22 protein-coding genes are annotated in these 24,568 nt (G+C 72.0%); 9 read left to right on the top strand and 13 right to left on the bottom strand.

Features of this window, described 5'->3' with window-relative positions; all coding sequences use genetic code 11:
• Positions 1-69: 69 nt before the first annotated feature.
• Entirely contained in the window at positions 70-1,554 is a 1,485-nt protein-coding gene (locus OG349_RS20070) for an FAD-dependent monooxygenase (protein WP_327238635.1), read from the bottom strand.
• Positions 1,555-1,650: 96 nt separating this feature from the next.
• Between OG349_RS20070 and OG349_RS20065 the strand changes: the two genes are divergently transcribed.
• The gene (locus tag OG349_RS20065) at positions 1,651-2,193 is read left to right on the top strand and encodes a putative immunity protein (protein ID WP_327235913.1); all 543 of its coding nucleotides are present in this window, start codon (positions 1,651-1,653) and stop codon (positions 2,191-2,193) included.
• Between the two features lie 15 nt (positions 2,194-2,208).
• On the opposite strand, the gene helR is transcribed toward OG349_RS20065, so the two are convergent.
• The 3 genes from helR to OG349_RS20050 form a co-directional block, all read right to left on the bottom strand.
• Positions 2,209-4,413, bottom strand: coding sequence for an RNA polymerase recycling motor ATPase HelR (gene helR, locus OG349_RS20060; RefSeq protein ID WP_327235912.1), 2,205 nt, complete (start codon positions 4,411-4,413; stop codon positions 2,209-2,211).
• Between the two features lie 287 nt (positions 4,414-4,700).
• Positions 4,701-7,358, bottom strand: coding sequence for a SpoIIE family protein phosphatase (locus OG349_RS20055; protein ID WP_327235911.1), 2,658 nt, complete (start codon positions 7,356-7,358; stop codon positions 4,701-4,703).
• An 89-nt stretch (positions 7,359-7,447) separates the two neighbouring features.
• Positions 7,448-8,140, bottom strand: coding sequence for an SDR family oxidoreductase (locus tag OG349_RS20050; RefSeq protein ID WP_327235910.1), 693 nt, complete (start codon positions 8,138-8,140; stop codon positions 7,448-7,450).
• 101 nt (positions 8,141-8,241) lie between these two features.
• On the opposite strand from OG349_RS20050, the gene OG349_RS20045 reads away from it, so the two are divergent.
• Positions 8,242-9,105, top strand: coding sequence for a helix-turn-helix domain-containing protein (locus OG349_RS20045; protein ID WP_442806277.1), 864 nt, complete (start codon positions 8,242-8,244; stop codon positions 9,103-9,105).
• 90 nt (positions 9,106-9,195) lie between these two features.
• Here the strand turns inward: OG349_RS20045 and OG349_RS20040 are convergent, their stop codons facing one another.
• The gene (locus OG349_RS20040; RefSeq protein ID WP_327235909.1) at positions 9,196-10,149 is read right to left on the bottom strand and encodes a MerR family transcriptional regulator; all 954 of its coding nucleotides are present in this window, start codon (positions 10,147-10,149) and stop codon (positions 9,196-9,198) included.
• 78 nt (positions 10,150-10,227) lie between these two features.
• Here OG349_RS20040 and OG349_RS20035 point away from each other — a divergent pair, with 78 nt between their 5' ends.
• A complete protein-coding gene (locus tag OG349_RS20035) occupies positions 10,228-10,581 on the top strand; it encodes a VOC family protein (RefSeq protein ID WP_327235908.1) in 354 nt (117 codons plus the stop codon).
• Between the two features lie 19 nt (positions 10,582-10,600).
• Here the strand turns inward: OG349_RS20035 and OG349_RS20030 are convergent, their stop codons facing one another.
• Positions 10,601-10,987, bottom strand: coding sequence for a MerR family transcriptional regulator (locus OG349_RS20030; RefSeq protein ID WP_327235907.1), 387 nt, complete (start codon positions 10,985-10,987; stop codon positions 10,601-10,603).
• Positions 10,988-11,065: 78 nt separating this feature from the next.
• Here OG349_RS20030 and OG349_RS20025 point away from each other — a divergent pair, with 78 nt between their 5' ends.
• The 4 genes from OG349_RS20025 (at position 11,066) to OG349_RS20010 (ending at position 14,735) form a co-directional block, all read left to right on the top strand.
• The gene (locus OG349_RS20025) at positions 11,066-12,268 is read left to right on the top strand and encodes an MFS transporter (protein WP_327235906.1); all 1,203 of its coding nucleotides are present in this window, start codon (positions 11,066-11,068) and stop codon (positions 12,266-12,268) included.
• A 116-nt stretch (positions 12,269-12,384) separates the two neighbouring features.
• Entirely contained in the window at positions 12,385-12,933 is a 549-nt protein-coding gene (locus OG349_RS20020; protein WP_327235905.1) for a SigE family RNA polymerase sigma factor, read from the top strand.
• Positions 12,930-13,829, top strand: a complete 900-nt coding sequence (locus OG349_RS20015) for a hypothetical protein (protein WP_327235904.1) — start codon at positions 12,930-12,932, stop codon at positions 13,827-13,829. Before OG349_RS20020 ends, OG349_RS20015 begins: the two co-directional genes overlap by 4 nt.
• 96 nt (positions 13,830-13,925) lie before the next feature.
• Positions 13,926-14,735 (top strand): L,D-transpeptidase family protein, encoded by an 810-nt coding sequence (locus OG349_RS20010; RefSeq protein WP_327235903.1) that lies wholly within the window; start codon positions 13,926-13,928, stop codon positions 14,733-14,735.
• A 26-nt stretch (positions 14,736-14,761) separates the two neighbouring features.
• On the opposite strand, the gene OG349_RS20005 is transcribed toward OG349_RS20010, so the two are convergent.
• From OG349_RS20005 to OG349_RS19980, 6 genes are read right to left on the bottom strand one after another with little or no spacing between them, the layout of a single operon-like run.
• Entirely contained in the window at positions 14,762-16,042 is a 1,281-nt protein-coding gene (locus OG349_RS20005) for a cytochrome P450 family protein (RefSeq protein ID WP_327235902.1), read from the bottom strand.
• The gene (locus OG349_RS20000; RefSeq protein WP_327235901.1) at positions 16,042-17,517 is read right to left on the bottom strand and encodes a cytochrome P450; all 1,476 of its coding nucleotides are present in this window, start codon (positions 17,515-17,517) and stop codon (positions 16,042-16,044) included. The genes OG349_RS20005 and OG349_RS20000 overlap by 1 nt, the downstream gene beginning before the upstream one ends.
• Positions 17,514-18,116 (bottom strand): GTP-binding protein, encoded by a 603-nt coding sequence (locus tag OG349_RS19995; protein ID WP_161309036.1) that lies wholly within the window; start codon positions 18,114-18,116, stop codon positions 17,514-17,516. Before OG349_RS19995 ends, OG349_RS20000 begins: the two co-directional genes overlap by 4 nt.
• Entirely contained in the window at positions 18,097-18,462 is a 366-nt protein-coding gene (locus OG349_RS19990; RefSeq protein WP_327235900.1) for a DUF742 domain-containing protein, read from the bottom strand. Before OG349_RS19990 ends, OG349_RS19995 begins: the two co-directional genes overlap by 20 nt.
• Positions 18,459-18,875 (bottom strand): roadblock/LC7 domain-containing protein, encoded by a 417-nt coding sequence (locus tag OG349_RS19985; RefSeq protein WP_161309034.1) that lies wholly within the window; start codon positions 18,873-18,875, stop codon positions 18,459-18,461. Before OG349_RS19985 ends, OG349_RS19990 begins: the two co-directional genes overlap by 4 nt.
• Before the next feature lie 3 nt (positions 18,876-18,878).
• A complete protein-coding gene (locus OG349_RS19980) occupies positions 18,879-20,306 on the bottom strand; it encodes an ATP-binding protein (protein ID WP_327235899.1) in 1,428 nt (475 codons plus the stop codon).
• A gap of 268 nt (positions 20,307-20,574) precedes the next feature.
• Here OG349_RS19980 and OG349_RS19975 point away from each other — a divergent pair, with 268 nt between their 5' ends.
• On the top strand, positions 20,575-21,540 hold the full coding sequence (locus OG349_RS19975) for an SDR family NAD(P)-dependent oxidoreductase (RefSeq protein WP_327235898.1): 966 nt from the start codon (positions 20,575-20,577) through the stop codon (positions 21,538-21,540).
• A 51-nt stretch (positions 21,541-21,591) separates the two neighbouring features.
• On the opposite strand, the gene OG349_RS19970 is transcribed toward OG349_RS19975, so the two are convergent.
• On the bottom strand, positions 21,592-23,655 hold the full coding sequence (locus OG349_RS19970) for a translation factor GTPase family protein (RefSeq protein ID WP_327235897.1): 2,064 nt from the start codon (positions 23,653-23,655) through the stop codon (positions 21,592-21,594).
• 232 nt (positions 23,656-23,887) lie between these two features.
• Here OG349_RS19970 and OG349_RS19965 point away from each other — a divergent pair, with 232 nt between their 5' ends.
• The gene (locus tag OG349_RS19965; protein ID WP_327235896.1) at positions 23,888-24,436 is read left to right on the top strand and encodes an AAA family ATPase; all 549 of its coding nucleotides are present in this window, start codon (positions 23,888-23,890) and stop codon (positions 24,434-24,436) included.
• Positions 24,437-24,568 lie beyond the last annotated feature (132 nt).

Raw genomic sequence — 24,568 nt, 5'->3', positions numbered from 1 at the left:
GAGCACGGCGTCGCGGACCCGCGAAGACCGGCCGGGCCAGGGCTTGTACCGGACTGACGCGTGACCTGTTCAGGCGGTGGGCGTGCCGAACCACCTCCGGAGGTGGTCGAGCAGGTCCGCCTGGTCGTCGCCCACCCAGGCCACGTGGCCGTCCGGGCGCAACAGCGCCGCGGGTACGTCGAGTTCGTCGCTCGTGTCCACCACGTGGTCGACGCGGTCCGTCCAGCCCGTCGGTGAGAGGCGGCCGGTTCGGTCGAGGAGCAGGCCCCGGGCGTGGTGCATCAGGGGGTAGAGGCGGCCCGCCCGCTTCAGGCTCACGTCGCGCAGGCGGCGGCCCAGGAGTTCGTGGCCTTCTCCGAGGTCGTGGCCGACGTCGTGGCCGATGTCGTGGCCGAGGTCGTAGCGGACGTCGACCGCGGTGATCATCCCGGTGATGTACCGGTTCACCTCTTCGAAGTCCATCAGCTTCGCGAACAGCTCCCGTAGGGCAGTTGGCCCCGGGTCCGTCCCCAACAGCGACATCTGCGCGTGGGTGTTGTCGGGAACGGCCTTGCCGACCGGGTGCCGTTCCGTGTGGTAGCTGTCCAACAGCCCCGCCGGGGCCCAGCCGTTGACCTCGGCGGCCAGTTTCCAGCCGAGGTTGAACGCGTCCTGCACCCCGAGGTTGAGGCCCTGCCCGCCGGTCGGCGGGTGGATGTGCGCCGCGTCGCCGGCCAGCAGTACCCGGCCCACCCGGTAGCGCTCCGCCTGCCGGGTCGCGTCGCCGAAGCGGGAGAGCCAACGCGGCGCGTGGACACCGAAGTCGGTGCCCGCGGTGGCGCGTAGCCGCTGCTTGAACTCGTCCAGGGTAGGCGCGGTCGTACGGTCCTCCGCGACGCCTTCTGCGGGTACGACGATGCGGTACACGCCCGCCTTGCCGTCCACGTCGGGGATGGCGCCGAAGCGCAGTTCGGTCGTGCGGACCTCCGCCACAACGGCGGCGATCGTCTCCCGGTCCTCCGTCGCCTCCATGTCGCCCAACAGCGTCTCCACCGTGGCGGGTTCGCCGGGGAAACCGACCCCGATGAGCTTCCGGATCGTGCTGCGGCCGCCGTCGCAGCCGACGAGGTAGCGCGAGCGGAGGTTCGTACCGTCCGCCAGGTCGACGGTCACGCCGGGGGTGGGGCTCTCGTCCTGGGTCAGCCCGACCACTTCGCTGCCCCGCCGGATCTCGGCGCCCAGTTCGAGGGCACGCTCGGTGAGCAGCCGTACGGTGTCCGTCTGCGAGGTGGCGAGACCGTACGGGTGCCCCGTGTCCAGGCCGTCCGGCCACGGCTTGTGTACGCCCCCGAAGAAGCCGCCGACCCGGAACTTCTCGCTCACCGCGAGGAACCGGTCCAACAGGCCCCGCTGGTCGAGAAGTTCGACGCTGCGCGTGTGCAGGCCGCGCCCGCGCGACTGCGCTGTCGGCTCGGTCAGCCTCTCCAGTACGACCACATCCACTCCGGCCAGCCGCAGCTCACAGGCCAGCATCAGGCCGGTCGGCCCGGCGCCGACCACCGTCACGTCCGTCACGTCCGTCACATCTGTCATGTCCCTCACGTCCCTCACAAGAACCCCCAACGTCGTTGTGTTTGCCGCTGATTGGCCGCCTGCGGCACGATGAACGTCATGCCGGGCGAGTCAGACACGATCGAGCTGAGCGACGACGAACTTCGCGACATCGCCGGTTACGCGGCGGAATGCGCGCGCCGGGTGCTGCCGGTCTTCGAGCGGAGCCTTCGGAACCTTCCCGCCGATCCGCGCCCTCGCGACGCGATCGACGCGGCGTACGCGTTCGCCGGCGGCGAGCGGCGTACGGGCGCGCTGCGGCAGACCGCGTGGGCGGCGTACCGAGCGGCGCAGGAGGCCGCCGTACCCGCCGCTGCCGACGCGGCACGGGCGGCGAGCCACGCGGCGGCCGCCGCGTACCTCCATCCGAAGGCGAGCGCGCACCAGGTGAAGCACATTCTGGGTGCGGCGGCGCACGCGGCTCGGGCCGAGGAGCTGGCGTCCGGCGACCGCCCGCGTGTCACCACCGAGACCCTGGAGTGGGCGCGCCCGCACGCGCCCACCGCCGTCACCGCCGTACTCCGCCGATTGCCCGCCGCGCCTCCGGGAGGCGGGCGGGTGGGAGAGCTCCTGCGCGACCTCGACGCTTCTCTCCGTGCGTGAGGCGATCCCCGCGCCTCAGCCGCTGGTGAGAATCACCAGCTGCTGTGTCGCGCGCGTCATCGCCACATACCGGTCCACCGCCCCCTCGATCCCCTGGCCGAACTCCTCCGGATCGACCAGCACGACCAGGTCGAACTCAAGCCCCTTCGACAGTTCCGGAGTCAGCGACCGGACGCGGGGAGACGTACGGGCAGTACGGCTCGTACCGAAGGCCGGATCGCCGATCACACACGCGATCCCGTCGTCGTGCTCCGCGAGCCAGCGGTCGAGGATCACGTCCCGGTCCGAAGCGGGCCCGTGGACGACAGGAAGGTCGCTGCTGCGGATGGACGTCGGCACGTTCGCGTCCGGGAGTACGGCCCTGATGACGGGCTCCGCCGCCGCCATGATCTCTTCCGGCGTACGGTAGTTGATGCTCAGCGAGGCCAGCTTGATCCGGTCGAGCCCGACCCGCGCCAGCCGTTCCTGCCACGACTCGGTGAACCCGTGCCTGGCCTGCGCGCGGTCCCCGACGATGGTGAAGCTCCGGGACGGGCACCGCAGCAGCAGCATCTGCCATTCCGCGTCGGTGAGTTCCTGCGCCTCGTCCACGACCACATGCGCGAACGGCCCCGCGAGCACGTCCGGTTCGGCACTGGCCGGTGTATTGCTCGACGGGGTGTTCTCGTCGATCAGGGCGTCCTGCATGTCCTTCCCGTACAACATCGTCACCGCCCCCTCCCCGTCGTCGTCGGCGGCGAGCAGGGTGTCGACCACCTTGGCCATGTGCTCGCGTTCGGCGGCGACGGCGGCCTTGTGCCGGCGCCGGCGCAGCGACTCCTTCGGGTCGCCGAGCCGCTGCCGCGCCGCGTCCAGGAACGGCAGGTCGGACACGGTCCAGGCCTGCGGTTCCTCGCGTTGCAGCAGTTGTACGTCCTCGCGGCTCAGCCAGGGAGCGCACTTGCGCAGGTAAGCGGGTACGGTCCACAGGTCGCCGACCAGGTCGGTCGCTTCGAGCAGCGGCCACGCGCGGTTGAAGGCGGTGCGCAACTCCCGGTTCTGCGGCAGGGACTTGCGGAGCGGGACGGCCGACGCCTCGTCGTCGTGCTTGTCGACCAGGATCGTGAGCAGTTCCTCCCAGATCTGGTCGCGGGCGTCGTTGTGCGGCGTGCCGGGTTCGGCCGCCTCGAACGCGGCGGCCCAGTCGTCGGCGCTCAGGTGAATGTCGGACCAGTGGGTCGTGACCGTCATGCCCTGGGTGGGCGGGTCCTCGTAGAAGCGGACAGCCGTCTCGATCCCCTTCACCAGGTCCGCCGACGCCTTCAGGCGGGCCACGGCCGGATCGGCCTCGACCGCCGCTGCGGCCCCCTCGGCGACGAGGTCGCGCAGGGTGCAGGTCTGGACGCCCTCCTCCCCGAGGCTGGGGAGGACATCGGCGACGTACCCCAGGTACGGCTGGTGCGGGCCGACGAACAGGACACCGCCCCGGCGGTGACCCAGGCGGGGGTCGGAGTAGAGGAGGTACGCGGAGCGGTGCAGGGCGACGACGGTCTTCCCCGTACCGGGACCGCCGTCGACCACCAGCGCGCCGCGCGAACCCGCGCGGATGATGGCGTCCTGGTCGGCCTGGATGGTGCCGAGCACGTCGCGCATCCGGGGCGAGCGGTTGCTGCCCAGGCTGGCGATGAAGGCGGACTGGTCGTCGAGCGCGGCGTGCCCGGCGAAGCCGTCCGCCGTGAACACCTCGTCCCAGTAGTCGCCGATCCGGCCCCGGGTCCAGCGGTACCTGCGGCGGCTGGCCAGGCCCATCGGGTTGGCGTGGGTGGCGCCGAAGAACGGCTCGGCGGCGGGGGAGCGCCAGTCGAGGAGCAGCCGGCGCCCGGTGCTGTCGGTGAGGCCGAGCCGTCCTACGTACACGGGCTCGGGGTCGTCCGCACCGACCATGCGTCCGAGGCACAGGTCCAGGCCGAAGCGGCGCAGGGCGCGCAGGCGGGCGGTCAGCCGGTGGACCTCGGTGTCCCGGTCCATCGCGTGCCGGCCCACGCCGCCGGGCGACTTCAGCTCGGCGTCGAGGAGGGCGGACAGCTCGGCGATCGACCGGTCGAGGCTCTCCGCGATGGCGGCGAAGTGCTGCTCGTCGGTGGCGATCAGGGCGGGGTCGGCCTTGGGGGACAGACGGTCGGGGAGGTTGAAGGCGCTGAGGGAATGGTTGTTCGGTCGGTCGGTCGGGGGGTTGTTCACTTCAACTCCGATGTGGGGCCGCTTGCGGCCGGGCGCCGGGACCGGCGTGGCGTTCCCTGATGGTCTGATCTGAGGCGATGATCCCCCGAGCGCCTCATGGTGCCTCGCGCGGGCATGAGCGGCTGGGTGGAATCTGTCCTCGGCCGTCGATTCTGCGGCATGACCGGGGTCTTGCCGCAAGGCCCCCCATGCGCTATAGGTTGAGAGTGGAAAGAGGTGAGTACTCCCCTTTCCCCTCCCCCCTCGGCGGGTTCCCGCGGAGGGGGCCCGTCATTGGAGTTGGCAGGTCATCGGGGGAGAGCGGGCGCCGCGCCGGTCGCGCTGCCCGGGCACTGCGCCCAGACCGTCTTTCCCTCGTCCTGGAAGCGCGTGCCCCACTGTTCCGCGAGGCTCGCGATGATGAACAGCCCCCGGCCCGTCTCGTCCACGGTGCGGGCGTGTTTCACGTGCGGTGCGCTCCCCGCGCCGTCGCTGACCTCGCAGGTCAGCATCCGTTCGCGGATCAGGCGCAGCCGCAGGGGCGGAGCGCCGTAGCGGATCGCGTTGCCGACCAGCTCGCTAACGACCAGCTCGGTGGTGAACGCCGTCTCCTCGTCCACCCCCCACGCGTCCAGCTGCCGGCGGGCCGCCGCCCGGGCGATCGGGGCGGCCTCGGGGTGGGCGGGGAGGTCGCGGGTCAGTACGCACTCCTCGGGCAGCGCCTTCGTACGGGCCAGCAGCATCAGCGCTTCGCCGGTCCTCGGCTCGCCGCCCGTGGTGAGCGCGGACGCGAGGTCGTCGCACACCTCCGGCAGCGCTCGGGTCGCGGCGGCTTCGAGGAGCGGGCGCTTCGGGCCGGACCGGGCCAGGACGTCGTCCGCGAGCGCGGCCGTACCCATCGCCAGGGTGCTTCCTTCGGGGAGGCTGACGGTGGTCGCGGGGAAGGGAGCGTTGTCCGTTCCGGCGAGGAGGGGACCCGGGGGTACGGGCAGGCTCTCCGAGCTTCCGTCGGGGAGGACCACGACCGGCTCGGGGAGGCCGGCGCGGGCCAGGGTGCAGGTGAGGTCCACCGGGTCGTAGATGGCCACGGCGCAGCCGGCGGTGAGGGGCGCGGTGGCGGGCTCGTCCCTCGGGGGATCTGCCGGGGGATCTGTTGGCGGGCCTGCCGGGGTATCTGTGGGGGTACCTGCGGGGGGATCTCTTGGTGAATCCGCCGGGGGCACCGCGGTGTGCCCGGTCGGTATCACCAGGGGCGCGGCCGCGAGCCGGACGGCCGTGTCGTTCAGGCGGGCCAGCAGCTCGTCGGGGCGCAGGTCCAGGGCCGCGAGTGTGTGGATGGCCGTCCGCAGCAGTCCCACCGCGCTCGCCGCGGTGATGCCCCGCCCCATCACCTCGCCCACGATCAGCGCGGTCCGCGCGCCGGGCAGGGCGATCGCGTCGAACCACGCGCCCCCGCCCTCCGGGTCCGGAAGGTGCAGGTGGGAGAGGTCCACCGTGGCCTGGGTGGTGGGTGGTCGCGGAAGAAGCCTGCGCTGGACGGTCAGCGCGACCATCCACTCCCGCATGTACCGAGCGGCGTTGTCGACGCAGAGCGCGGCATGCGCGCACACGGTGGCCGCCACTTCGGCGTCCTCCTCGTCGAACGGGTCTTCCCCCGGGAGGCGGTAGAAACTGACCACACCCAGGGCCCGGCCGTGCAGCTCCAGCGGAGCCACGACCAGGGAGTGGGCGCCGGTTCGCCGGACGACCTCGGCCCGGACCGGGTCCCCGGCCAGGAACGCGCTGTCCTCGCCGATCTGCACGAGGCGCGGCCGGAGGTCGGACAGCACGCGTGAGAAGGGGGTGCCGGTGGGCAGCGGACGTACCTCTCCGACCGGGTAGTACGCCGATCCCGCCGGGGGCTCGGACTCCACCGGCGGTCCCGGTCCTGGTCCCGGTCCCGGTCCTGGTCCCCGCGCCGGTCCCGATCCGCCCACATGCCCCGGGATGCCCTGAGGCCCGGGGACGCCCTGATGCCCGCGAGTGCTCTGAGGCCCGGGAACGCTCTGATGTCCGGGGATCGGGCCTCGTACGGCCATCCTGCGCAGGGGCGCCTTCCCGTGGACCGGCACCGGCGGAGGTTCCTCCCCGCGGACCACGTCTTCCACCACCTCGACCGCCGCGAGGCCCGCGAATTCCGGTACCACCGCCTCCGCCAGATCCTCGCAGACCTCGCGGATGCTGCGCCGGGGTCCCACTTGGGTACGGGCCACGTCCAGGATCTCCCGGCGGTTCCGCGCGTTCTCCCGCTCGGTGACGTCGGCCTCGCAGGCCACCAGGCCGAGCACGTCGCCGCGGGAGTCCTCCAGGCGGAAGTAGGAGACGGAGTGCGTACGGCTCCGGCGCCCGGGGGACCGGCCGGGCTCCCCCACCGGTCCCTCGTCGCGCTCCTCGGCGCCCCGCACGAGCCGGTTCACCACCGGCTCCCCGCTCTCCAGGACCCCGCGCGCCACAGCGGCTTCCTCCCCAGGGTCGTCAAGTCCGTAGAGGCGTTCATACAGTTCGGTGAGGTGTTCGCCCAACAGACCCTTCACCGCAGGGTGTTCGCCCGGCCTGCCTTCCTCCGGTGTGCCTTCCCCGCTCGTACGGACCACCCGCAGCCCGTCGTCGAGCACGTGCACCCCCACCGGGGTGCGGGTGAAGATGGCCTTCAGGAGCGCCACGTCCCGCCCCGACAGGGTCTCCCCCGCCGCGAGTACCTGCCACAGGACGGAAGTCCCGCGCAGCACCGGCCTGACCACCACCGTGGCCGTGTCCGGGAACGTCTCACGCCGCTCGTCGTCGGCGGCGACCTCCCGGAGGAGCGCGGTCACGGACCGGCCCACGGCCTCCTCGGCGGACCAGCCGAACAGTTTCTCGGCCGGACGCCCCCACTCGACCACCCGGCCGCCCTCGCCGATGAGCACGAACACGTCACCGTCGGGCATGCGCTGTCACCTCCGGCCCCTGACAATCCATGCTAATCCGACATCCAGGGGCCGCATCTTGCCAGGGGCCCGGCCCTGCGTGGGTCCCCCTACCAGGGCAAGGACCCCGCCGCGTCGAAGTAGCCGCCCGTGGGGCCGTCGGAGCCGATCTGTGCCATGCGGACGATGATCTCGGCGCCCTCCTCCACGGTCTGCGTGCCCCGGTGGCCGTTCAGGTCGGTCGCGGTGAAGCCCGGCTCCACCGCGTTGATCCGGATGTCCGGGAACGCCTTGGCGTACTGCACGGTGATCATGTTGACGGCCGCCTTCGACGCCGGGTAGGCGACGCCCGGGTATCCGTACGCCGGCGTGCCCGGGGCGGCGACCAGGGTCGTGGACCCGAGGGCACTGCTGACGTTCACCACCACGGGGGCGCTGGAGCGCCTGAGCAGCGGCAGGAACGCGTGGGTGACACGTACCGTACCGAAGACGTTCGTCTCGAACAGCGGCCGCAGGTTGTCGGCGGTCGAGTCCCCGGCGCCGATCACGGTCCCTTCGATCCCCGCGTTGTTGATCAGCACGTCCAGGCCGCCGCCGGCCTCGACGGTCTTCGCCGCGGCCTCGACGGAGGCGTCGTCGGTGGTGTCGAGGAGGACGAGCCGCGCGCCCAGCCGCCCGGCCGCCCGGCGGCCCCTTTCGGCGTCCCGGCTGCCCAGGTAGACGGTGTGACCCGCTTCGACGAGTCGGCGGGCTGTCTCGAACCCCAGCCCCTTGTTCGCTCCTGTGATCAGTGTCGTAGTCATGGCTTGAGGTTCCGCCGCGGTGGCGGGGACAACCAGGAGTCCTGTCTTCCTGGGACTGCTGGTGCCAGGCAGACGCGCGGCGGAAGCGGTTCACTGGTGGCATGACCAGTGGTGGCATGACCAAGGGGGGCGCGACCGGATTCGGTCAGGCGGTACGGCGCTGGCGCGACCGCGTCGCCCCCGGGACCGCCGGGCTGCCCGCCGGCGGCCACCGGCGCGCGGCCGGGCTCCGCCGCGAGGAACTGGCCCTCCTGGCCGGGATCTCCGTCGACTACGTCACCCGCCTCGAACAGGGCCGCGCCACCAACCCGTCCGCGCAGGTCGTGGAGGCCCTGGCCCGCGCGCTGCGGCTGTCGTCGGAGGAGCGCGCGTACCTGTTCCGGATGGCCGGGCTCGTACCGTCCGGGCCCGACACCGTCCCCGCGTACCTCACCCCGAGCGTCCAGCGCCTGCTGGACCGGCTGGTCGGCAGTCCTGTAGGGGTGTACGACGCGGCCTGGACGCTGCTCCTCGCGAACCCGCTGTACGCGGCGCTGATGGGCGATCCGTCGGGGTGGCGCGGCCACGAACGCAACGGTGTGTGGCGCAACCTGGTCGGCCCCGGCAGCCGCGTCCGGCACACACCGGAGGCGCGCCGGTCGTTCGAGGCGGCGCTGGTCGCGGACCTGCGCGCGACGGCGGGCCGCTATCCGGCCGACCGCCAACTGCGCCGCCTCATCGCGGAGTTGCGCGCGGAGAGCGACCGGTTCGCCGAGCTGTGGGACACGGGGGTCGTCGGCCGGCACGAGGCCGCGCGCAAGACCGTCGACCACCCGGACGTGGGTCCCGTGACGCTGGACTGCGACGTACTCACCGTGGCGGGCAGCGACCTGCGCCTCATGATCTACACGGCGGAACCGGGCACGGAGGACGCGGACCGGCTGGCGCTGCTGGCGGTTCTCGGCACGCAGAAGCTGGTGGGGTAGCGGGGGCGGGGGGATTCACAGATACGGGCAGGTCTCCGCCCCCGTACCGATACGAGCAGGTCGTCGCCCCCGTACCGGAGCCGCACGGTGTCAGCGGACTCCCACCCCCTCACGCCGCGCGCGCAAGGCGGTGACGGCCCAGCCGAGCGCGGGGGCCGGACTCTCCGGTGCCGGCCAGCCGTTGATCACGGCGACCAGCCGGCCGTACCGCTCCCGGCGGGGATCGTTCACGCGCTCCAGGCGGGTCAGCAGCCGTTCCCGGAGGACGGCGTCATCGGGGCGGCCGAGGACGTGCGCGTAGTGGGCCGTGAGCGCGGCCACGACCGGGTCCGCCCGCGGCGCGGCGGCGTCGACGGCCGCCGCGAGGGCGGGGCGGACCCGGTCCAGGACGGCGGCGACCAGACCCGGGCGGGGAAGCGGGGTGGCCCTCCCCGTACCTTCCGCGATGTCGTCCTCGGCCAGCCGCCGCAGGTGCGCGCGGAAGCCCTCGTCCTGGGACAGCTCGGCCAACTCCACCCAGGCCCGCAGCTGTTCCGTACTCGGGCTGTCGGGCATTTCGGGGGTCATCGAGCGCGCGGCCGCGGCGAACACGGGCGGCCCGGTGTCAGGAGCGCCGAAGACCGCCTCGAGGAACTCGCCTATGAGCCGCCGCCGTTCGTCCTCGGACAGCGTGGCCAACTGGTGCATCAGATCCAACTCCTCAGGGATGGTGCCGCGTTCGGCCACCGCCGTCAGCACCGCGCGCCGCAGCCGCAGGACACGGATCCGTACCGCCAGCGCCTCCGCGTGCGCGGCGGCGACCTCGGGCAGCGACAGTTCACGTTCCAGGACCTTCCGGATCGTGGGAAGGCCCAGCCCCAGGTCACGCAGGGTCCGTACGAGGGCCAGACGGGCGACGGCGTCGGTGCCGTACAAGCGGTGGCCGGCGGGGCTGCGTCGTGCGGGCGCCACGATCCCGCGATCGGAGTAGAACCGGATGGTCTTGACCGTGAGCCCGGTCCGCCGGGCCAGTTCGCCGATCGAGTGGAGTGCGCCGCCGTCCATTCCCCCACCTTCGCGCCTCCCCCTAGGGGAGAAACAATCCCCTGGTCGTGAAAACCCTGGCCGGTCTAAGCTCGTCCGATGACCTTGGAATGGGAACAAGTCATCGTCCACTCGGTGGATCCGGCGGCCCTGGGGCAGTGGTGGGCCGACGCTCTCGGCTGGGTCGTGGTGTACACCTCCGACGACGAGTTCGAGATCCGGCCGGCGCCCGATCGTGTCCCGGGGATCGACTTCGTCCGGATCGAGGAGGCCAAGGAGTCCAAGAGCCGGCTGCATCTCGACTTCCGGCCCGACGACCAGGACGCCGAAGTGGCTCGCCTGGTCGCTCACGGCGCGCGGCGGGTCGACATCGGTCAGGGTGATCAAACGTGGGTCGTCCTGGCAGATCCGGAGGGTAACGAGTTCTGTGTTCTCGGCCAACGGCCGCAGTAGGTGAGCGAGTAGGAAGGGCTCACGCCCCGGTCCCCGTCGTCGGCGCCGCGTTCCCCCGTACCTCCGCCAAGTACTCCGCGACCGCGTCCCTGTTGCGGGTCAGGCAGGTGATGCGGGCCGTCATGCGGTCCCGTTCGCGTTCCAGCGTGGCCAGCATCTCCGGGGTGGCGTCGGGGAAGTGGATGACGCGGGGTTTGTCCAGGCAGGGGAGGATCTGCTTGATGATCCGGGTCGGCAGGCCCGCGTCGAGCAGGCCCCTGATCTGCATCACCCGGTCGACGTTGTACGCGTCGTACGCGCGATAGCCGTTCGGCGAGCGGCCCGCGACGATCAGTCCCTGCTCCTCGTAGTAGCGCAGCAACCGGCGCGGGGTGCCGGTGCGTTCAGAAAGCTCTCCGATACGCACGTGATCGGCCTCACATCTCGTCGCGTTCGCGTTCTCAGTTGACCCTCACATCAATGTGAGGGTTCGAGCATACGCAGCATGCCCCACACCACCGCGCGCCTCCCGCTGCCCGCCCTCCTCGCCCTGGCCACCGCCGTCTTCGTCACCAGCCTGACCGAGACGCTGCCCGCGGGCCTCCTGCCCGCCATGAGCACGGACCTCGGCGTCGGCGAGTCCGCCATGGGGCAGTCCGTCACCATCTACGCGATCGGCACCGCCACCACCGCGATCCCGCTCTCCGCCGCCACCGCCGGATGGCGGCGCAAGCGGCTGCTGTTGGCGGCGACGGCCGGGTTCGCCGCCGCCAACACCGTCACCGCCGTCTCGGCGAACTACCCCCTGACCATGGCCGCCCGGTTTGTCGCGGGAGTGGCCGCCGGGCTCGCCTGGGCGCTGCTCGCCGGGTACGCGCGCCGCCTCGCGCCCGCCCACCTCCAGGGCCGGGCGATCGCGATCGTCATGACCGGCATCCCGGTCGCGCTGTCCCTGGGCGTCCCCGCCGGGACCTTCCTCGGCGACGCGGTCGGGTGGCGGGTGACGTTCTCGGTGATGACGGTGCTGGCCGTCGTCCTGCTCGGCTGGATCGCCGTCGCCGTCCCCGACCGGCCGGGGCAGCGGCGGGAGGGCCGGACGCCCGTCCTGCGGACCCTTGCGCTGCCCGGGGTGGCACCGGTCCTGTTCGTCACACTCGTCCTCGTCCTGGCCCACACCGTCCTCTACACGTACATCGCCACATTCCTCGACCGGCTCGGCATGGGCGGCTCCACCGACGTGGTGCTCCTGGTCTTCGGAGCCGCCTCCCTCCTGAGCATCTGGATCGTGGGCGTCCACATCCACCGGCGGCTGCGGGCGCTGACCCTCGCCTCCACGGTCCTGTTCGCCGTCGCGGCCACCGTCCTGGCCGTCGCCGCCGGCAGCCCCGCCGCCGTCTACGCCGCCGTGACGCTGTGGGGCCTCGGCTGGGGCGGCGCCCCGACGCTCCTCCAGACAGCGGTGGGCGACGCGGGCGGCGACGAGGCGGATGCCGCGCAGGCCATGCTCGTCACGCTGTGGAACGCGGCCATGGCGGGCGGCGGGGTCGTCGGTGGCGTCCTCCTCGACCGCCTCGGGTCCGGGTCCTTCCCCTGGAGCGTCCTGTTCCTCCTGCTGCCGGTGCTGGCCGTGGTGGCCGGGGCCCGCGCGCACGGGTTTCCGGCGGCGGGGGAACGTACGGACACAGGCGCCGGTACGCGTACGGGCTGAGGCGGGCGCCTCGCTGTGACCTGGATCTCCCTGGGCAACCGGATCGCTTTCCCACCCGGTTGACCAGGATGTGAAGGAACAGTCATGGACAGAGGTGCGATGGCAAGGACCGGGCGGTGACGGGGTCGACGCGGGACTTCGAGGAGTTCGTCACCGCGCGTGGGCCCCGGCTGCTGCGGGTCGCCTGGTTGCTGACGGGCGACGCGCACCTGGCGGAGGACCTGTTGCAGACGGTCCTGGCCAAGGTGTGGCCCAAGTGGCCGCGTATCGCCGACGAGAATCCGGAGGCGTACGTACGGAAGGCCCTGGTCAACACCTCCGCGTCCTGGCGCCAGCGACGCTGGCGGAGCGAGGTGCCGCACGACGACCTGCCGGAGGTGACGGCCGCCGACGTCTTCGCGGCGGTCGACCTGGAGCACTCGCTGGCCTTGGCGGTACGGCGGCTGCCGGCCCGGCAGCGGGCGGTGATCGTGCTGCGGTACTTCGAGGATCTGAGCGTCGAGGAGACGGCGAAGGTGCTGGACTGCCGGCCCGGCACGGTCAAGAGCCAGGCCGCCAAGGCGATGCGTGTGCTGCGCGGGCGGTTGGCGGTGCCGACGGCTTCGCCCGCGTCCGTACGGGCGCCTTCCCCGGCACCGGCACCGGCCGAGAGGGGTGACCGGTGACGCGCCGACACTCTGAGGGGTACGGCTCCGGCGATCGCGACGCGACTCGCCCCGTACGCGCCAAAGAACACGAAGAGCACCAAGAACACGAAGACCACGAACTGCGGATCCTCCTGGAGCGCGCCACCCCGCACCTCGGCGCGCCCGCCGGGCGGATGGTTCAGGTGCGCCGCCGTGTGGTGCGGCGACGACAGCGCCGTGCCGCGCTGGGGGCGGTCGTGACGGGTGTCGCGGCGGTGGCCGTACTCGTCACGTTCCTGCGGCCGTTCGCCCCCGACGCGTCCTCGGCCCCGCCCGCTCCCCTCGGGTCGTCCCTGCACGGGGGCCCTTCGGAGTCCGGCGGCCCGATGTCCCGGCCCCCCACCCACGCCCCCACGTCGTCGCCCACATCCTCCCCCGGCACGCCGTTCACCGGCTTCCCCGACCTCGGACTGAAACTGGCCCTCTCCGCCGGGTGGAGCTCGGGGAGCGTGCGGCCCAAGGCGCCGTCGGCCGCCGACTTCGTCACCAATCAGCCCGTGGTGGCCCGGGACACCTGCCCGGACCTGGTCACCGGTGTGTTCGCGTGCGCGCCGGTGTCCCCGCTCGGCGAGGACGGCGTGGTGATCGCCTTCCAGGAGACGAACAAGCCGCACGCCCCCCTCGGGAAGAAGACGTTCAACTTCGACAAGCCCGTCCGGCCCGGCAAGAGCTGCCAGCTGCTCGGCGGCGACCAGGAGTTGACCGCCTGGGGCCTGGCCCGCACCACCGACCACCACACGCTGGTCGCGGTGGACGCGTTCATCTGCCTGAAGAACGCCTCGGCGTCGACGTTCCTCGTCGTCGAGAAGATCCTGACCCGGGCAGTCGTCCACACGACCGGCTCCACCCGCTCCCCGGACGGCCAAGCCGGCTGACCGACCGCACTCCCCCCGCCTTCCCCCCTCTTCCCCCCTCTCCCCCTCTCCCCCTCTGCCTGCCGACCCACCGGCCGCGAAAGGTAGCTCCCACCCATGCCCGCGATACCCGCCGCCCGCCCGCGCATACGTCCCCGCGTACGCCCCGGCCTCCACGTGCTCGCCCTCACCGCCGTCACCGCCCTCACCCTCGCCGCCGTGACCGGCTGCGGTGGGACCGCCGGGGCGCGCGACCAGCCGTCCCCTCCGCCCGCCACCACCGCCGCCAAGAACGCCCCGGGGTCCCCCGCCGCCCCCGCGCCCACCGCCGAGGCGCTCCCCCGCGAACTGCCCGGCCTCGGCCCCCGGACCCTGGCCGACGTGCCGCCGGACGCCCGCCAGGTCGTCGTGGTCACCGGCGCGGGCAAGACCTCACCGCGCTCGGACGTGGTGCTGTACGAACGCACCCCGGCCGGCTGGCGGGCCGGTGCCACCTGGGCCGCGCACAACGCCCTGCGCGGCTGGACCGACCACCACCTGGCCGGTGACCTGCACTCGCCCATCGGGGTGTTCGGCCTCACCGACGCGGGCGGCCGGCTCAAGGACCCGGGCACGAAACTCCCGTACGACCGCTCCGGCGCCTTCACCATCGGCGGGACCGGCTTCGAGGGTGAACCGCTCGCGGGCTCCTTCGACTACGTCGTCGCCATCAACTACAACCGGCAGCCGGGCCGCACCCCGCTCGACTGGACGCGGCCCCTGGGCGGTTCGAAGGGAGGCGGCATCTGGTTCCACGTCGACCACGGCGGCCCGACCCACGGCTGCGTCAGCCTCTCCGAGGCGCACATGAAGAAGCTGCTGCGCACCCTCGATCCGGCCCGGCACCCCGTGGTGGTCATGGGCGACGCCACCTCCCTGGCCCGCTGAGGCCCAACTGACGGCCCGGCGCGGGCTCAGCGCCCCGTGAGGTGGACCGGCAGTTCGCGGTGGCCGTTGGAGATGAACGACTCCTGCGGGCGCAGCTCGGCGGCCGGCACGGCGAGGGTCAGGTCCGGGAAGCGGTCGAACAGCGCGGACAGCGCGATCTTCGCCTCCACGCGGGCCAGTTCGGCGCCGAGGCAGTAGTGCACGCCGTAGCCGAAGGCCAGGTGTTCCTTGCGGGTGGTACGGGTGATGTCGAAGCTCTCCGCGTCGTCCCCGTGCACCGCCGGATCGCGGCCCATGGCGCCGTAGTTCATGACGATCGGCTCGTCCTGACGGAACGTCAGGCCGCTCTCCTCGTCCTCGATGTCCGTGACGGCGAACCGCATCAGCATGCTCGCGAGGGGCGCCTGGTGGCGGAGCGACTCCTCCACCACGTCGCCCCAGGGGACCCGGCCGTCCTTCGCGCTCGCCAACTGCTCGGGGTTGTCGAGGAGATCGGCGATCGCGTGGTCGAGGAGATTGACGGTCGTCTCGTGGCCGGCCCCGATCAGGAGCAACAGCGTGTCGAGCAGTTCCTGTTGGGCCAGGCCCGTACCCGTCTCGTCATCCTTCGCGTTGACGAGGTCGCTGGTGACGTCCTCCCCCGGATGGAGCTGCTTGACGGCGACGAGGGCCGCCATCTGCTCGTACGCCGCGACCACTCCCGCGACGGCCTCTTCCGGGGTGTGGTCGGTGGCGAACAGGCCGCCCATCGTGGTGCGGAACGCCTCGTGCATCTCCTCCGGCACCCCGAGGAGCGTGTTGACCACCCGGAGGGGCAGCAGCCAGGCGAACCGGGCGCGCAGGTCGACGTACCCCTCCGGTCCTGCGGGCAACGCGGCCAGCTCGTCCAGCAGTTCCGCCACGATGCCCTCGATCGCGGGCGTGAGCGCGCGGACCCGGCGGGCGCTGAACGCGGGGCCGATGAGCCTGCGGAGCCGCGTGTGCTCGTCGCCGTACGCGGTCAGGGCGTTGCGTACGTCCACCCACAGGCGCAGCGGCCACCCCTCGGATATCTCCCCGCGGATGTACGCCGGCCAGTGCTGGTGCGCGTCCTTGGACACCCGGTCGTCGGTGAGGAGCCGCTTCGCCAGCGCGGTCTCGGTGACCGACCACGCCACCACCCCGCCGGGCAGCTCCACCTGGACGGCGGGACCGCCGGCGCGGAGCGCGGCGGCCTCGGCGTGGATGTCCGACGCGGCGGGGTCGATGCGGAAGGGGCAGCCGGCGGCGGGGGCGGAGGTGGGGCCGGGGGTGGGCTGGGCGTCCATCAATGCACTCCATGGTGTGGTGCGGAGAGGGGAACCACGGCGGTGTGGACCACGGGTAGGGCGGTCCAGCCGGAGTGGAAGGTGCCGGGCCTGCGGGTCAGGTCCTTGCGGTCGCAGGACAGCCTGAGGTCCGGGAGCCGGTCGAGGACACGCTCGACCGCGGTCTCGGTGATGATGCCCGCCAGGTCGGGCGCCGGGCAGCCGTGGACACCGGCGCTGAACGCGAGGTGCGCGCGGTTGCCGGCGCGCCGGTGGGTGGCGTGGTTGAGGGCGGGGTCGGAGTTGGCGGCGGCGAAGCTCACCAGGATCGGGACGCCGGGCTCCAGCCGTACCCCTTCGTACGTCTCCGCCCTGCGGGCGTACAGCGGCGAGTAGTTGGCGAGGGGCGGGTCCTCCCAGAGCACCTGGTCCATCGCCTCGGAGACCGAGTGGACCCCTTCGTACACACTGCCGCTGAACCGCTCGTCGTCGATCATCAGCAGCAGGGCGTTGGCGATGAGGTTCGAGCTGGGGGTGGTGGCGGCGCCGACGACGAGGAGGATCTGCTGGATCATCTCGACGTCGGTCAGCTGGGCCGGGTGGGCGATCAGCCAGGAGGTGGCGTCGCTGCCGGGCTCGGCGCGCTTGAGGCGGGTCAGTTCCAGGCAGGCCGTGGCGACCTCGGCGCTGGCCTCCGCCGCGTCCGCCCCGGCGTCGAAGAGGCGGCCGATCGCTTCGATGATCCTGCGGCCGAGGTCGGGCGGGCAGCCGAACAGCTCGATGAGCACCTGCATCGGCAGCGGGTCGGAGAAGTCGGCCACGAGGTCGAACTCCGGGCGCCGCGCCATCGCGTCGATGAGGGTGTCGGCGATCCGGCTCACCGTCGCCACCAGGGCGTGGGTGTCGATCAGGTCCAGGGTGTCGGTGATGGACTTGCGAAGCCGGGTGTGCGGCATGCCGTCCATCCACAGCGCGTTGTCGCGCGGCTCCATCATGGCCGCGGAGGGGGTGCCGGGAGGGACCTGTCCGGTGCGCAGCGCCACCCAATGACGGGGGTCCTTCGCGAACTTGTCGGGGGTGTTGCGCAGGAGGTGGAGGGCGGCGCGGTACGTGGTGGTGAGGTACCCGTACATCCCTTCGGCGATCTCGATCGGCACGATCGGGCCCTGCGCGCGGAGCTTGTCGTACGTGGCGTGCGGGTCGGCGGTGAACTCCGCCCCGTGGATGCGCGGGAGTTCACCCAGCGCGCCGGCCGAAGCCCGCGCGGCGAACGGGCAGCCACCGGAGGGGACTTGGATCGGGACGGAGGCCGGGGAGTCGCCGGGCATGAGGGAGTCAGGAGCGAGGGGCACGGGCGCGGACAGGATCGCGGACGCGGGCGGGGTCGCGGGCGCGGGCGGGGCCGCGGACGCAGAGGGGCTCGCGGGCGCGGGAAGGGCCGCGGGTGCGTCCGGGGCGGCGGCCGGGGCAGAGTCCGGGGTGACGGGCGTGCTCATCGTGCGGGCTCCGGGGTCAGGGTGAGGAGGTGGGTGACCAGTTCGACGAGCGCGTTCTTGGCGCTCGCGTGGTCGCGGGCGTCACAGATCACCAGCGGCGTCTCGGGCGCGAGGTCCATCGCGTCCCGGAGCTGCGGGAGTTCGTACGTGGGCGCGCCGTCGAAGAGGTTGACCACGACCGCGTACGGCAGGCCGAGGTCCTCCATCAGCCCCAGGACCGGGTAACTGTCCCCGAGCTTTCGGGTGTCGGCCAGCACGAGCGCGCCGAGGGCGCCGCGCGACAGGTCCGCCACAACGGACCAGAAGCGTTCCTGCCCGGGGGCCCCGAACAGGTACAGCACCAGGTCGTCGCTGAGCGAGAGCCGCCCGAAGTCCATCGCGACCGTCGTCGTGGTCTTGCCCGGCACCCCGCTGAGGTCGTCGGTGCCCTCGCTCGCGGTGGTCATCAACTCCTCGGTGAGCAGGGGACGGATGGCCGACAACGTTTTCACGTACGTCGTCTTGCCGACCCCGAAATGGCCCGCGACCAGGATCTTGACGGCCGTCTCGTCGCCGCGCAGATGGGTGCCGGCGGCGGATTCAAAGCGCTTGGAGTCCAGCAAGGACCGCCTCCAGGATGTCTCGGTCGAGCGTCCTCGCCGTCAGGATCGTCGACCGTGTGGTGATGTGACCGCTCTCCATCAGGTCGGCGAGCACGATACGCAGCACACTGAGCGGCAGTTCCAGATGGCTCGCGATCTCCGCCACCGAAAGGGCGCCCTGGCCACAGAGGTTGAGCACCGCGCGCTGCTCCGGGGTGAGTTCGGCGCGGGACAGGTCGCTCTGGAGGATCATGACGAGGGTGACCGCGTCGAACGTGTTGCGGCTGGGCGCGGACCGGCCTCCCGTGACCACGTACGGGCGTACCAGGCCGCTGCCCCGGCCCTGCCGGGCCGGCGGCGTCACGAGCCGGCGCCTGTGACGACCCGCGAGGCGATACCCAATTGCTGGCCGAGCCGGTCGACCGTCTCCTCCATCGCGTACGACACGTTCTCGACGTCCGCGTCCCCGTCGGCGGAGACCGCCAGGTAGGAGCCGTCCCCGGCGGCCATGGCGAAGAGGTAACCGCCCCGGTACTGGATCATGGTCATCTCCCACGCCCCCTCGCAGTCGGCGAATTCGGCCGCCTCACGGCTGAGCGCCTGCATGCCGGAGACGGCGGCCGCCATCCGGTCGGCCATGTCGCGCTCGACCCCCTCGGAGGAGGCGGACATCAGACCGTCGGAGGACAGCAGGATCGCGCGGAGCGTGTGGGGGGTCCTGAGCAGCTCGTCCAGAATCCAGCCGAGGTCACCCACCTTGGAAACTGAGTTCGTCATGGGTCAGTCGTCCTCTCGTTCTGATTCCGAAGTACGGCGGTCTTGTGCGTTGCGGACGCCCCGGGCGAAGGCCCCGACGTTGCGGCTGGTGCGGACGGGGGGTGCGGGCACGGAGCGTTCCTCGGGGAGGGCGCGTGCGGTGGTACGGCGACGGCGCTGCGGGAGGCCGTCGGGGCGGAGGAGGAGTTCGCCGGGGTCGTCGGAGGTCTCCGCCTCCTCGCTCCTGTCCGTCCGCTTGTCCGCGTCGGGCCGCACGGCGGACTTCTCGGCCACCTTTGCGGCCGGCTTCACGACCGGCTTCTCGGCGGACGTCCCGCCCGGCTTCCCGCCCCGCTTCTTGTCGGACTTCTCAGTGGACTCCGCCCCCCGCTGCTCCTCGGCGGCCCGGCCGTGCGGCTGCGCGCGCGGCTCCTCGGTGTCCACCGTGACCAGCAGCTCCGAGGGCAGGAAGAGCCCGGCCCGTACACCGCCGTAGATCGAATCCTGGTCGACGGCGACCCGGAACCCGTACCGCTTCGCGAGGACCCCCACCACGGGGAAGCCGAACTTGGGCCGGCTGCCCAGCTGCGTCAGCCGTACCTCCTCCTCGCCGCTCAGCAGCCGCGCCGCCGCCTCCTTCGCCTCCGGCTTGAGGCCGACGCCGGAGTCGTCGATCATCACGCTGACGCCGTTGTGGGCCTGGACGAACCAGACCTGGACGTCGGAGCCGGGCTCGGAGTGGCGGGCCGCGTTGTCGAGCAGTTCGGCGATCGCCAGCACGACGGGCTCGACCGCGCCGCTGACCACCCCGTACGCGGGCTCGCCGGTGATCTTGACCCGGTCGTAGTCACGGATCTTCGACACCCCGCCGCGGACGACGTCCAGCAGCGGCGAGTCCCGGCGCTGGCGTCCTGGCCAGGAGCCGGTCAGGACGTTCACGGCCTGGGCGCGGCGCACGAGCTGGCTGCTCGCGTGGTCGATGTCGTTGGCGTCGGCCAGGACGGCCGGGTCGTGGTGCCGGCGCAGCATCGCGTCGATCGCGTTGGTCGTGTCGTTCAGCAGCCCCTGCATGGAGCGGGTCACGGTGGAGACGGCGGCCTTGGCGCCGTCCTCGGCGCGCCCGGTGGCCTGCGTGGTCACCTCGCGGAACTGCTGGAGCACCGCCTCGTGCGTGGCGAGGAACGGGGTTCCGGCCAGGGCCGGGTGGAGCGCGGCGGGCACCTCGTCGGTGTCGCGTCCCTGCCAGATGCCCCGGAGCAGCGTCGGTACGCGGGTGTGGGCAAGGTGTCTGGCCTCGGCGTCCCGGATGTCGATCTCGCGGTGGAGGGCGCGGATCCGTTCTTCGGCGCCCCGTGCGGCTCTGCGGTACCGACGGATCAGCACCCCGGATCCGGCCAGGACGACGGCGAGTATCAGCGCCCAGAAAAGCGGGTCCTGTGGGGAGGGAGTCACAGGCGGATACTACCGATCACTGTGTCGTGCATGAAGCGTGAGAGGCGCCGGTCCCGCCATATTCCTTCACAGGCAAGTCATTTGAGTATCCGTCACTTCACGGAGCGTCAGATTGTCGCCGGGCGAGGTGTCTCCGTACGGTGTCCCGCGCCGCGAGAGGGGTACTGGCGGACCCCCGGTGGAAGCGGGCCCCGTACCGCCCTGCCGAAGCGCCCCGCCGGTGGTTCGCTGGAGGTACGGCACCCCGGAGCAGCAGAGAGGCAGCACCATGACCGAGCCCGCACGCATCACCACCCCGTTCGACGCGGAGTCCACGGCGGCGGAGGTGATCGCCGGCACCGACCTCACCGGCCGGCGCGCGATCGTGACCGGCGCGTCCTCCGGCATCGGCGTCGAGACGGCGCGCGCCCTGGCCGGGGCGGGCGCCGAGGTGACCCTGGCGGTACGGGACGTCACGGCCGGTGAGCGGGCCGCCGGGGACATCGCGTCGACCACCGGGAACAAGCACCTCGCCGTCGTCCCGCTCGACCTCGCCGACCAGGGCTCGGTGGCGGCCTTCGTCGCCGCCTGGCACGGCCCGCTGGACATCCTCGTCAACAACGCGGGCGTGATGATGACACCCGAATGGCGGACGCCGGAAGGGTGGGAGACGCAGTTCGCCACCAACCACCTCGGCCACTTCGCCCTCGCCACCGGCCTGTACCCGGCGCTCGCGGCGGGGGACCGGGCGCGGGTCGTCGCGCTCAGCTCGCGCGGGCACGTACGGGCCGGGGTGGACTTCGACGACATCCACTTCCGGACCCGGCCGTACGACCCGGTGGTCGCGTACGCGCAGTCCAAGTCGGCCGTCGTCCTGTTCGCGGTCGAGGCGAACCGGCGGTGGGCCGGGGACGGCATCACCGTCAACGCCGTACATCCTGGCCCGATCCTGTCGAATCTCACCCGGCACATGAGCAAGGAGGACCTCGACGCGGCGGTGGCCGTGGAGGGTGCCTTCAAGACCCCGCAGCAGGGCGCGGCCACGGCCGTCCTGGTCGCGACCTCGCCGCTGGTCGAGGGGGTGGGGGGCCGGTACTTCGAGGACTGCGAGGAGGCGGTGCGGTACGTACCGGGGACTCCGCCCGGCGGGGTCGCGGACCACGCGCGGGACCCGGAGGCGGCGGCGCGGCTGTGGCAGGTGTCGCTGGAGATGATCGAGTCGTCGCGGGCGTCCCGGGCGGCGCGGCCGGCGTGACCTCCTGGCCGCCCCGCCGCCCGTACCGACCGCGCCTCTCCTCCCCGTACCTCAGTGGCTCCCGCCCGCCCGCCGTACGACCTTCAGCAGATATTCCTTGCGGTCCAGCGGGTTGTGGTCCGCCCGCGACCGTACGGGGATCGCCCCCTGGACCGGCCGGTAGTGGTCGAAGGCGCACTCCAGCACGCCCTCGCCGTGCGTGAGGGTGGGCAGTCGCCGTTCCAGCTCGTGGACCCGGGCCGCCGGGATCGCACCCGACAGCAGGCACACCGGGCCCCGCGTCTCCGGCGCGTACGGTACGGCCCCGAGGTTCGTCAGGACGGGCATGATCGGCCCGAACGCGTCGGCGGGGATTTCGAGTTCGAAGCGGTGCATCGGCTCGTACACCCCGCATCCCGACTCCCGCAGCGCGGCGACCAGGACCAGCGGGGTCAGGTTACGGAAGTCCCCCGACGTGCTCGACATGCTCTTGTCGAAGACGGCGTGGGCGTGGCTCTGGCGCGGGGAGTAGCCGGACCTGGTCAGGGTGACCACGCAGTCGGTGACCTGCCATCCGTACAAGCCCTGCCGGAGGGTGTCGTGGACGGTCTCCTCGATCGCCCTGATGAACGAGAACGGCAGGGATCCCAGCTCGATCTCCCGCCGGAATTCCACCCCGGAATTGACCGGCGCGGGGTCCACGCGCAGTCCGATGGTGGCGAGAAAGGGGTTGATCTCCTTTCCCTTGATCTCGACCGCCTCGCCCGTCGCGAGGGGTCGTTCGATACAGACGGTGGTCGTCTCGCGGAATGCGACATCAATACCGAAGTCGTCGGCGAGAGTGGCCTGAATGACTTCTTTCTGCACCTCGCCGTAGAGCGAGACGAGGACTTCCTGGCGTACGTCGTCCTGCCGGAGGTTGATCAGGGGGTCCTGCTCGGCGAGTTGGCCGAGCGCGACGTGCAACGCGCCTTTGTCGGCGGGGCGGGTGGGCACGACGACGGATTCGAGTGCGGGCGGTGCGAAGAAGTGGTCGGGGCCGAGGCCGCCGCCGAGGCCGCCGCCGAGGTCGTCGCCGAGGTCGTCGTCCGGATCCCCGACGGAGTCACCGATCCGGACCTCACCGAGCCCCCAGAACTTCCCGATCCGCCCGGCGACCACCTCGTCCCGGCGTTCGGCCGCGCCCTGCTCGAAGACGCTGATCGCGGTGACCTTGCCCTCCTCGTCCGCCGCGCCGCCGGCCCGCCCGCCGACTCGCCCGAAACGCAGCCGGTCGCGCACACGCACCGTCCCGGAGAAGAGGCGTACGTATGCGATCTTCTCCCCGGCGGGCCCCCGCTCGACCTTGAAGACCGTGCCCGCCACCGGACCGTCCGGGTCGCCGCCGGCCGGTGGCAGCAACTCCCTGATACCGGCGGTCAGCGCGTCCACACCGACGCCGTCGACGGCGGACCCGAAGTACACCGGGTGTACGAGACCCCGCCTGACCTGCGCCGCGAGTCCGTCCCTGAGCCGCCCGTACGAGATCGGCGCCTCCTCGTCCACGTACGCGGCGAGGAAGGCGTCGTCGTGGTCGGCGATCACATCGGCCAGCCGGTCCGTGAAGGCCGCGTCGCCGGGCCCGTACGGGACGAAGGCGGAGGCCCGCGTGCCGAGGCCGCTCGCGCTGCCCATCGGGACGACAGCGGGGGTCAGCTTCTCGGCGAGGGCGCGCAGGACACGCTCGTACCCCGCGCCCCGGCGGTCGATCTTGTTGACGAAGACAAGCGTGGGAATACGCAACCGCCGCAGCGTCCGCATGAGCACCCGAGTCTGCGCCTGCACCCCCTCCACGGCCGACACGACCAGCACCGCGCCGTCGAGGACACTCAGCACCCGCTCCACCTCGGCGATGAAATCCGGGTGGCCGGGGGTGTCGATCAGATTGACGGTGACGTCATCGACGGCGAACGAGACGACGGCGGACTTGATCGTGATGCCGCGCTGCCGTTCGAGCGCCAGCGAATCGGTCTGGGTACTGCCGTCGTCGACACTGCCGATCTCGTCGATGACACCGGCGTTGTGCAGCAGCCGCTCGGTCAGGCTCGTCTTACCGGCGTCGACGTGCGCCAGAATTCCCAGGTTCAGCGTACTCACAGAGCGTCAGGTCCTCCAGGTAGACAGAAATTACCGTGGTGTGGGACTCCGACGTTCCGCGCATAACCATCTCCTGGGTCGACCTGTCTCTGTTGTCGACGGATTAGAGCAGAGAGCGACAACGAGCCACAACCGGTTAACGGGCCGGAGGTATGTCCCGTCGGACGTGGTCGACGTCTCGGCCCGGAGGAGGGCCGGGCGCCCCCGCACAGGGCCGGATAACCTCGACGCCATGATTGTCTGGCTGAACGGGACCTTCGGGGCGGGCAAGACGACCACGGCGAAGGAGCTGACCGGGCTCCTCCCGCAGGCGCGGGTCTTCGACCCCGAAGAGGTCGGGTACATGCTGCGGCACGTCCTGAACTCCGTGCCCCACACCAACTTCCAGGAGTGGACGCCCTGGCGCGGCCTGGTCGTGGAGACCGCCGCTCAGGTGCTCGGCTACGTCGGCGGCGTGCTCGTCGTGCCGCAGACCGTCCTCACGGCGGCGTACTGGACCGAGATCCGCACCGGGCTGGCGGCCAAGGGCATCCCCGTCCACCACTTCGTCCTGCACACCGACCGGGACACCCTCACCACCCGCATCCGCACGGACACCGCGCCCGAGAGCCTGTCGGCCGTACGGTGGCGGCTCGACCACCTCACGCCGTACGAGGAAGCGCTGCCCTGGCTGCGCCGCGAGGCCACGGTCCTCGACACGACCCACGTCCCGCCGGCCGCCGTCGCGCGGACGATCGCGGACGCCGTACGGGCGAACACCGCGCGGCCGACGGCGGTTTGAGGGCCGTCACCTCTCGGGCTCACGTACCGAGCACCTCCGTGTTCTGGCAGGCCACCAGCAGCCGTCGCCCGGCCTCCTTCGCCATGACCTAGATCGGGGTGCCCGGGTTCCCGATCGCCTCGGTCTCGGCTG

It is taken from the genome of Streptomyces sp. NBC_01317, from assembly GCF_035961655.1.
In the GTDB taxonomy this organism is placed as follows: domain Bacteria; phylum Actinomycetota; class Actinomycetes; order Streptomycetales; family Streptomycetaceae; genus Streptomyces.
This window is presented reverse-complemented; position numbering and strand designations above follow the sequence as displayed.

Bases quoted from the DNA above. Each gene is read 5' to 3' on its own strand.
- OG349_RS20065 (WP_327235913.1), top strand. From the start codon at position 1,651: ATGCCGGGCGAGTCAGACACGATCGAGCTGAGCGACGACGAACTTCGC.
- OG349_RS20055 (WP_327235911.1), bottom strand. From the start codon at position 7,358: ATGCCCGACGGTGACGTGTTCGTGCTCATCGGCGAGGGCGGCCGGGTG.
- OG349_RS20050 (WP_327235910.1), bottom strand. From the start codon at position 8,140: ATGACTACGACACTGATCACAGGAGCGAACAAGGGGCTGGGGTTCGAG.
- OG349_RS20045 (WP_442806277.1), top strand. From the start codon at position 8,242: ATGACCAGTGGTGGCATGACCAAGGGGGGCGCGACCGGATTCGGTCAG.
- OG349_RS20040 (WP_327235909.1), bottom strand. From the start codon at position 10,149: ATGGACGGCGGCGCACTCCACTCGATCGGCGAACTGGCCCGGCGGACC.
- OG349_RS20035 (WP_327235908.1), top strand. From the start codon at position 10,228: ATGACCTTGGAATGGGAACAAGTCATCGTCCACTCGGTGGATCCGGCG.
- OG349_RS20025 (WP_327235906.1), top strand. From the start codon at position 11,066: ATGCCCCACACCACCGCGCGCCTCCCGCTGCCCGCCCTCCTCGCCCTG.
- OG349_RS20010 (WP_327235903.1), top strand. From the start codon at position 13,926: ATGCCCGCGATACCCGCCGCCCGCCCGCGCATACGTCCCCGCGTACGC.
- OG349_RS20005 (WP_327235902.1), bottom strand. From the start codon at position 16,042: ATGGACGCCCAGCCCACCCCCGGCCCCACCTCCGCCCCCGCCGCCGGC.
- OG349_RS20000 (WP_327235901.1), bottom strand. From the start codon at position 17,517: ATGAGCACGCCCGTCACCCCGGACTCTGCCCCGGCCGCCGCCCCGGAC.
- OG349_RS19985 (WP_161309034.1), bottom strand. From the start codon at position 18,875: ATGACGAACTCAGTTTCCAAGGTGGGTGACCTCGGCTGGATTCTGGAC.
- OG349_RS19975 (WP_327235898.1), top strand. From the start codon at position 20,575: ATGACCGAGCCCGCACGCATCACCACCCCGTTCGACGCGGAGTCCACG.
- OG349_RS19965 (WP_327235896.1), top strand. From the start codon at position 23,888: ATGATTGTCTGGCTGAACGGGACCTTCGGGGCGGGCAAGACGACCACG.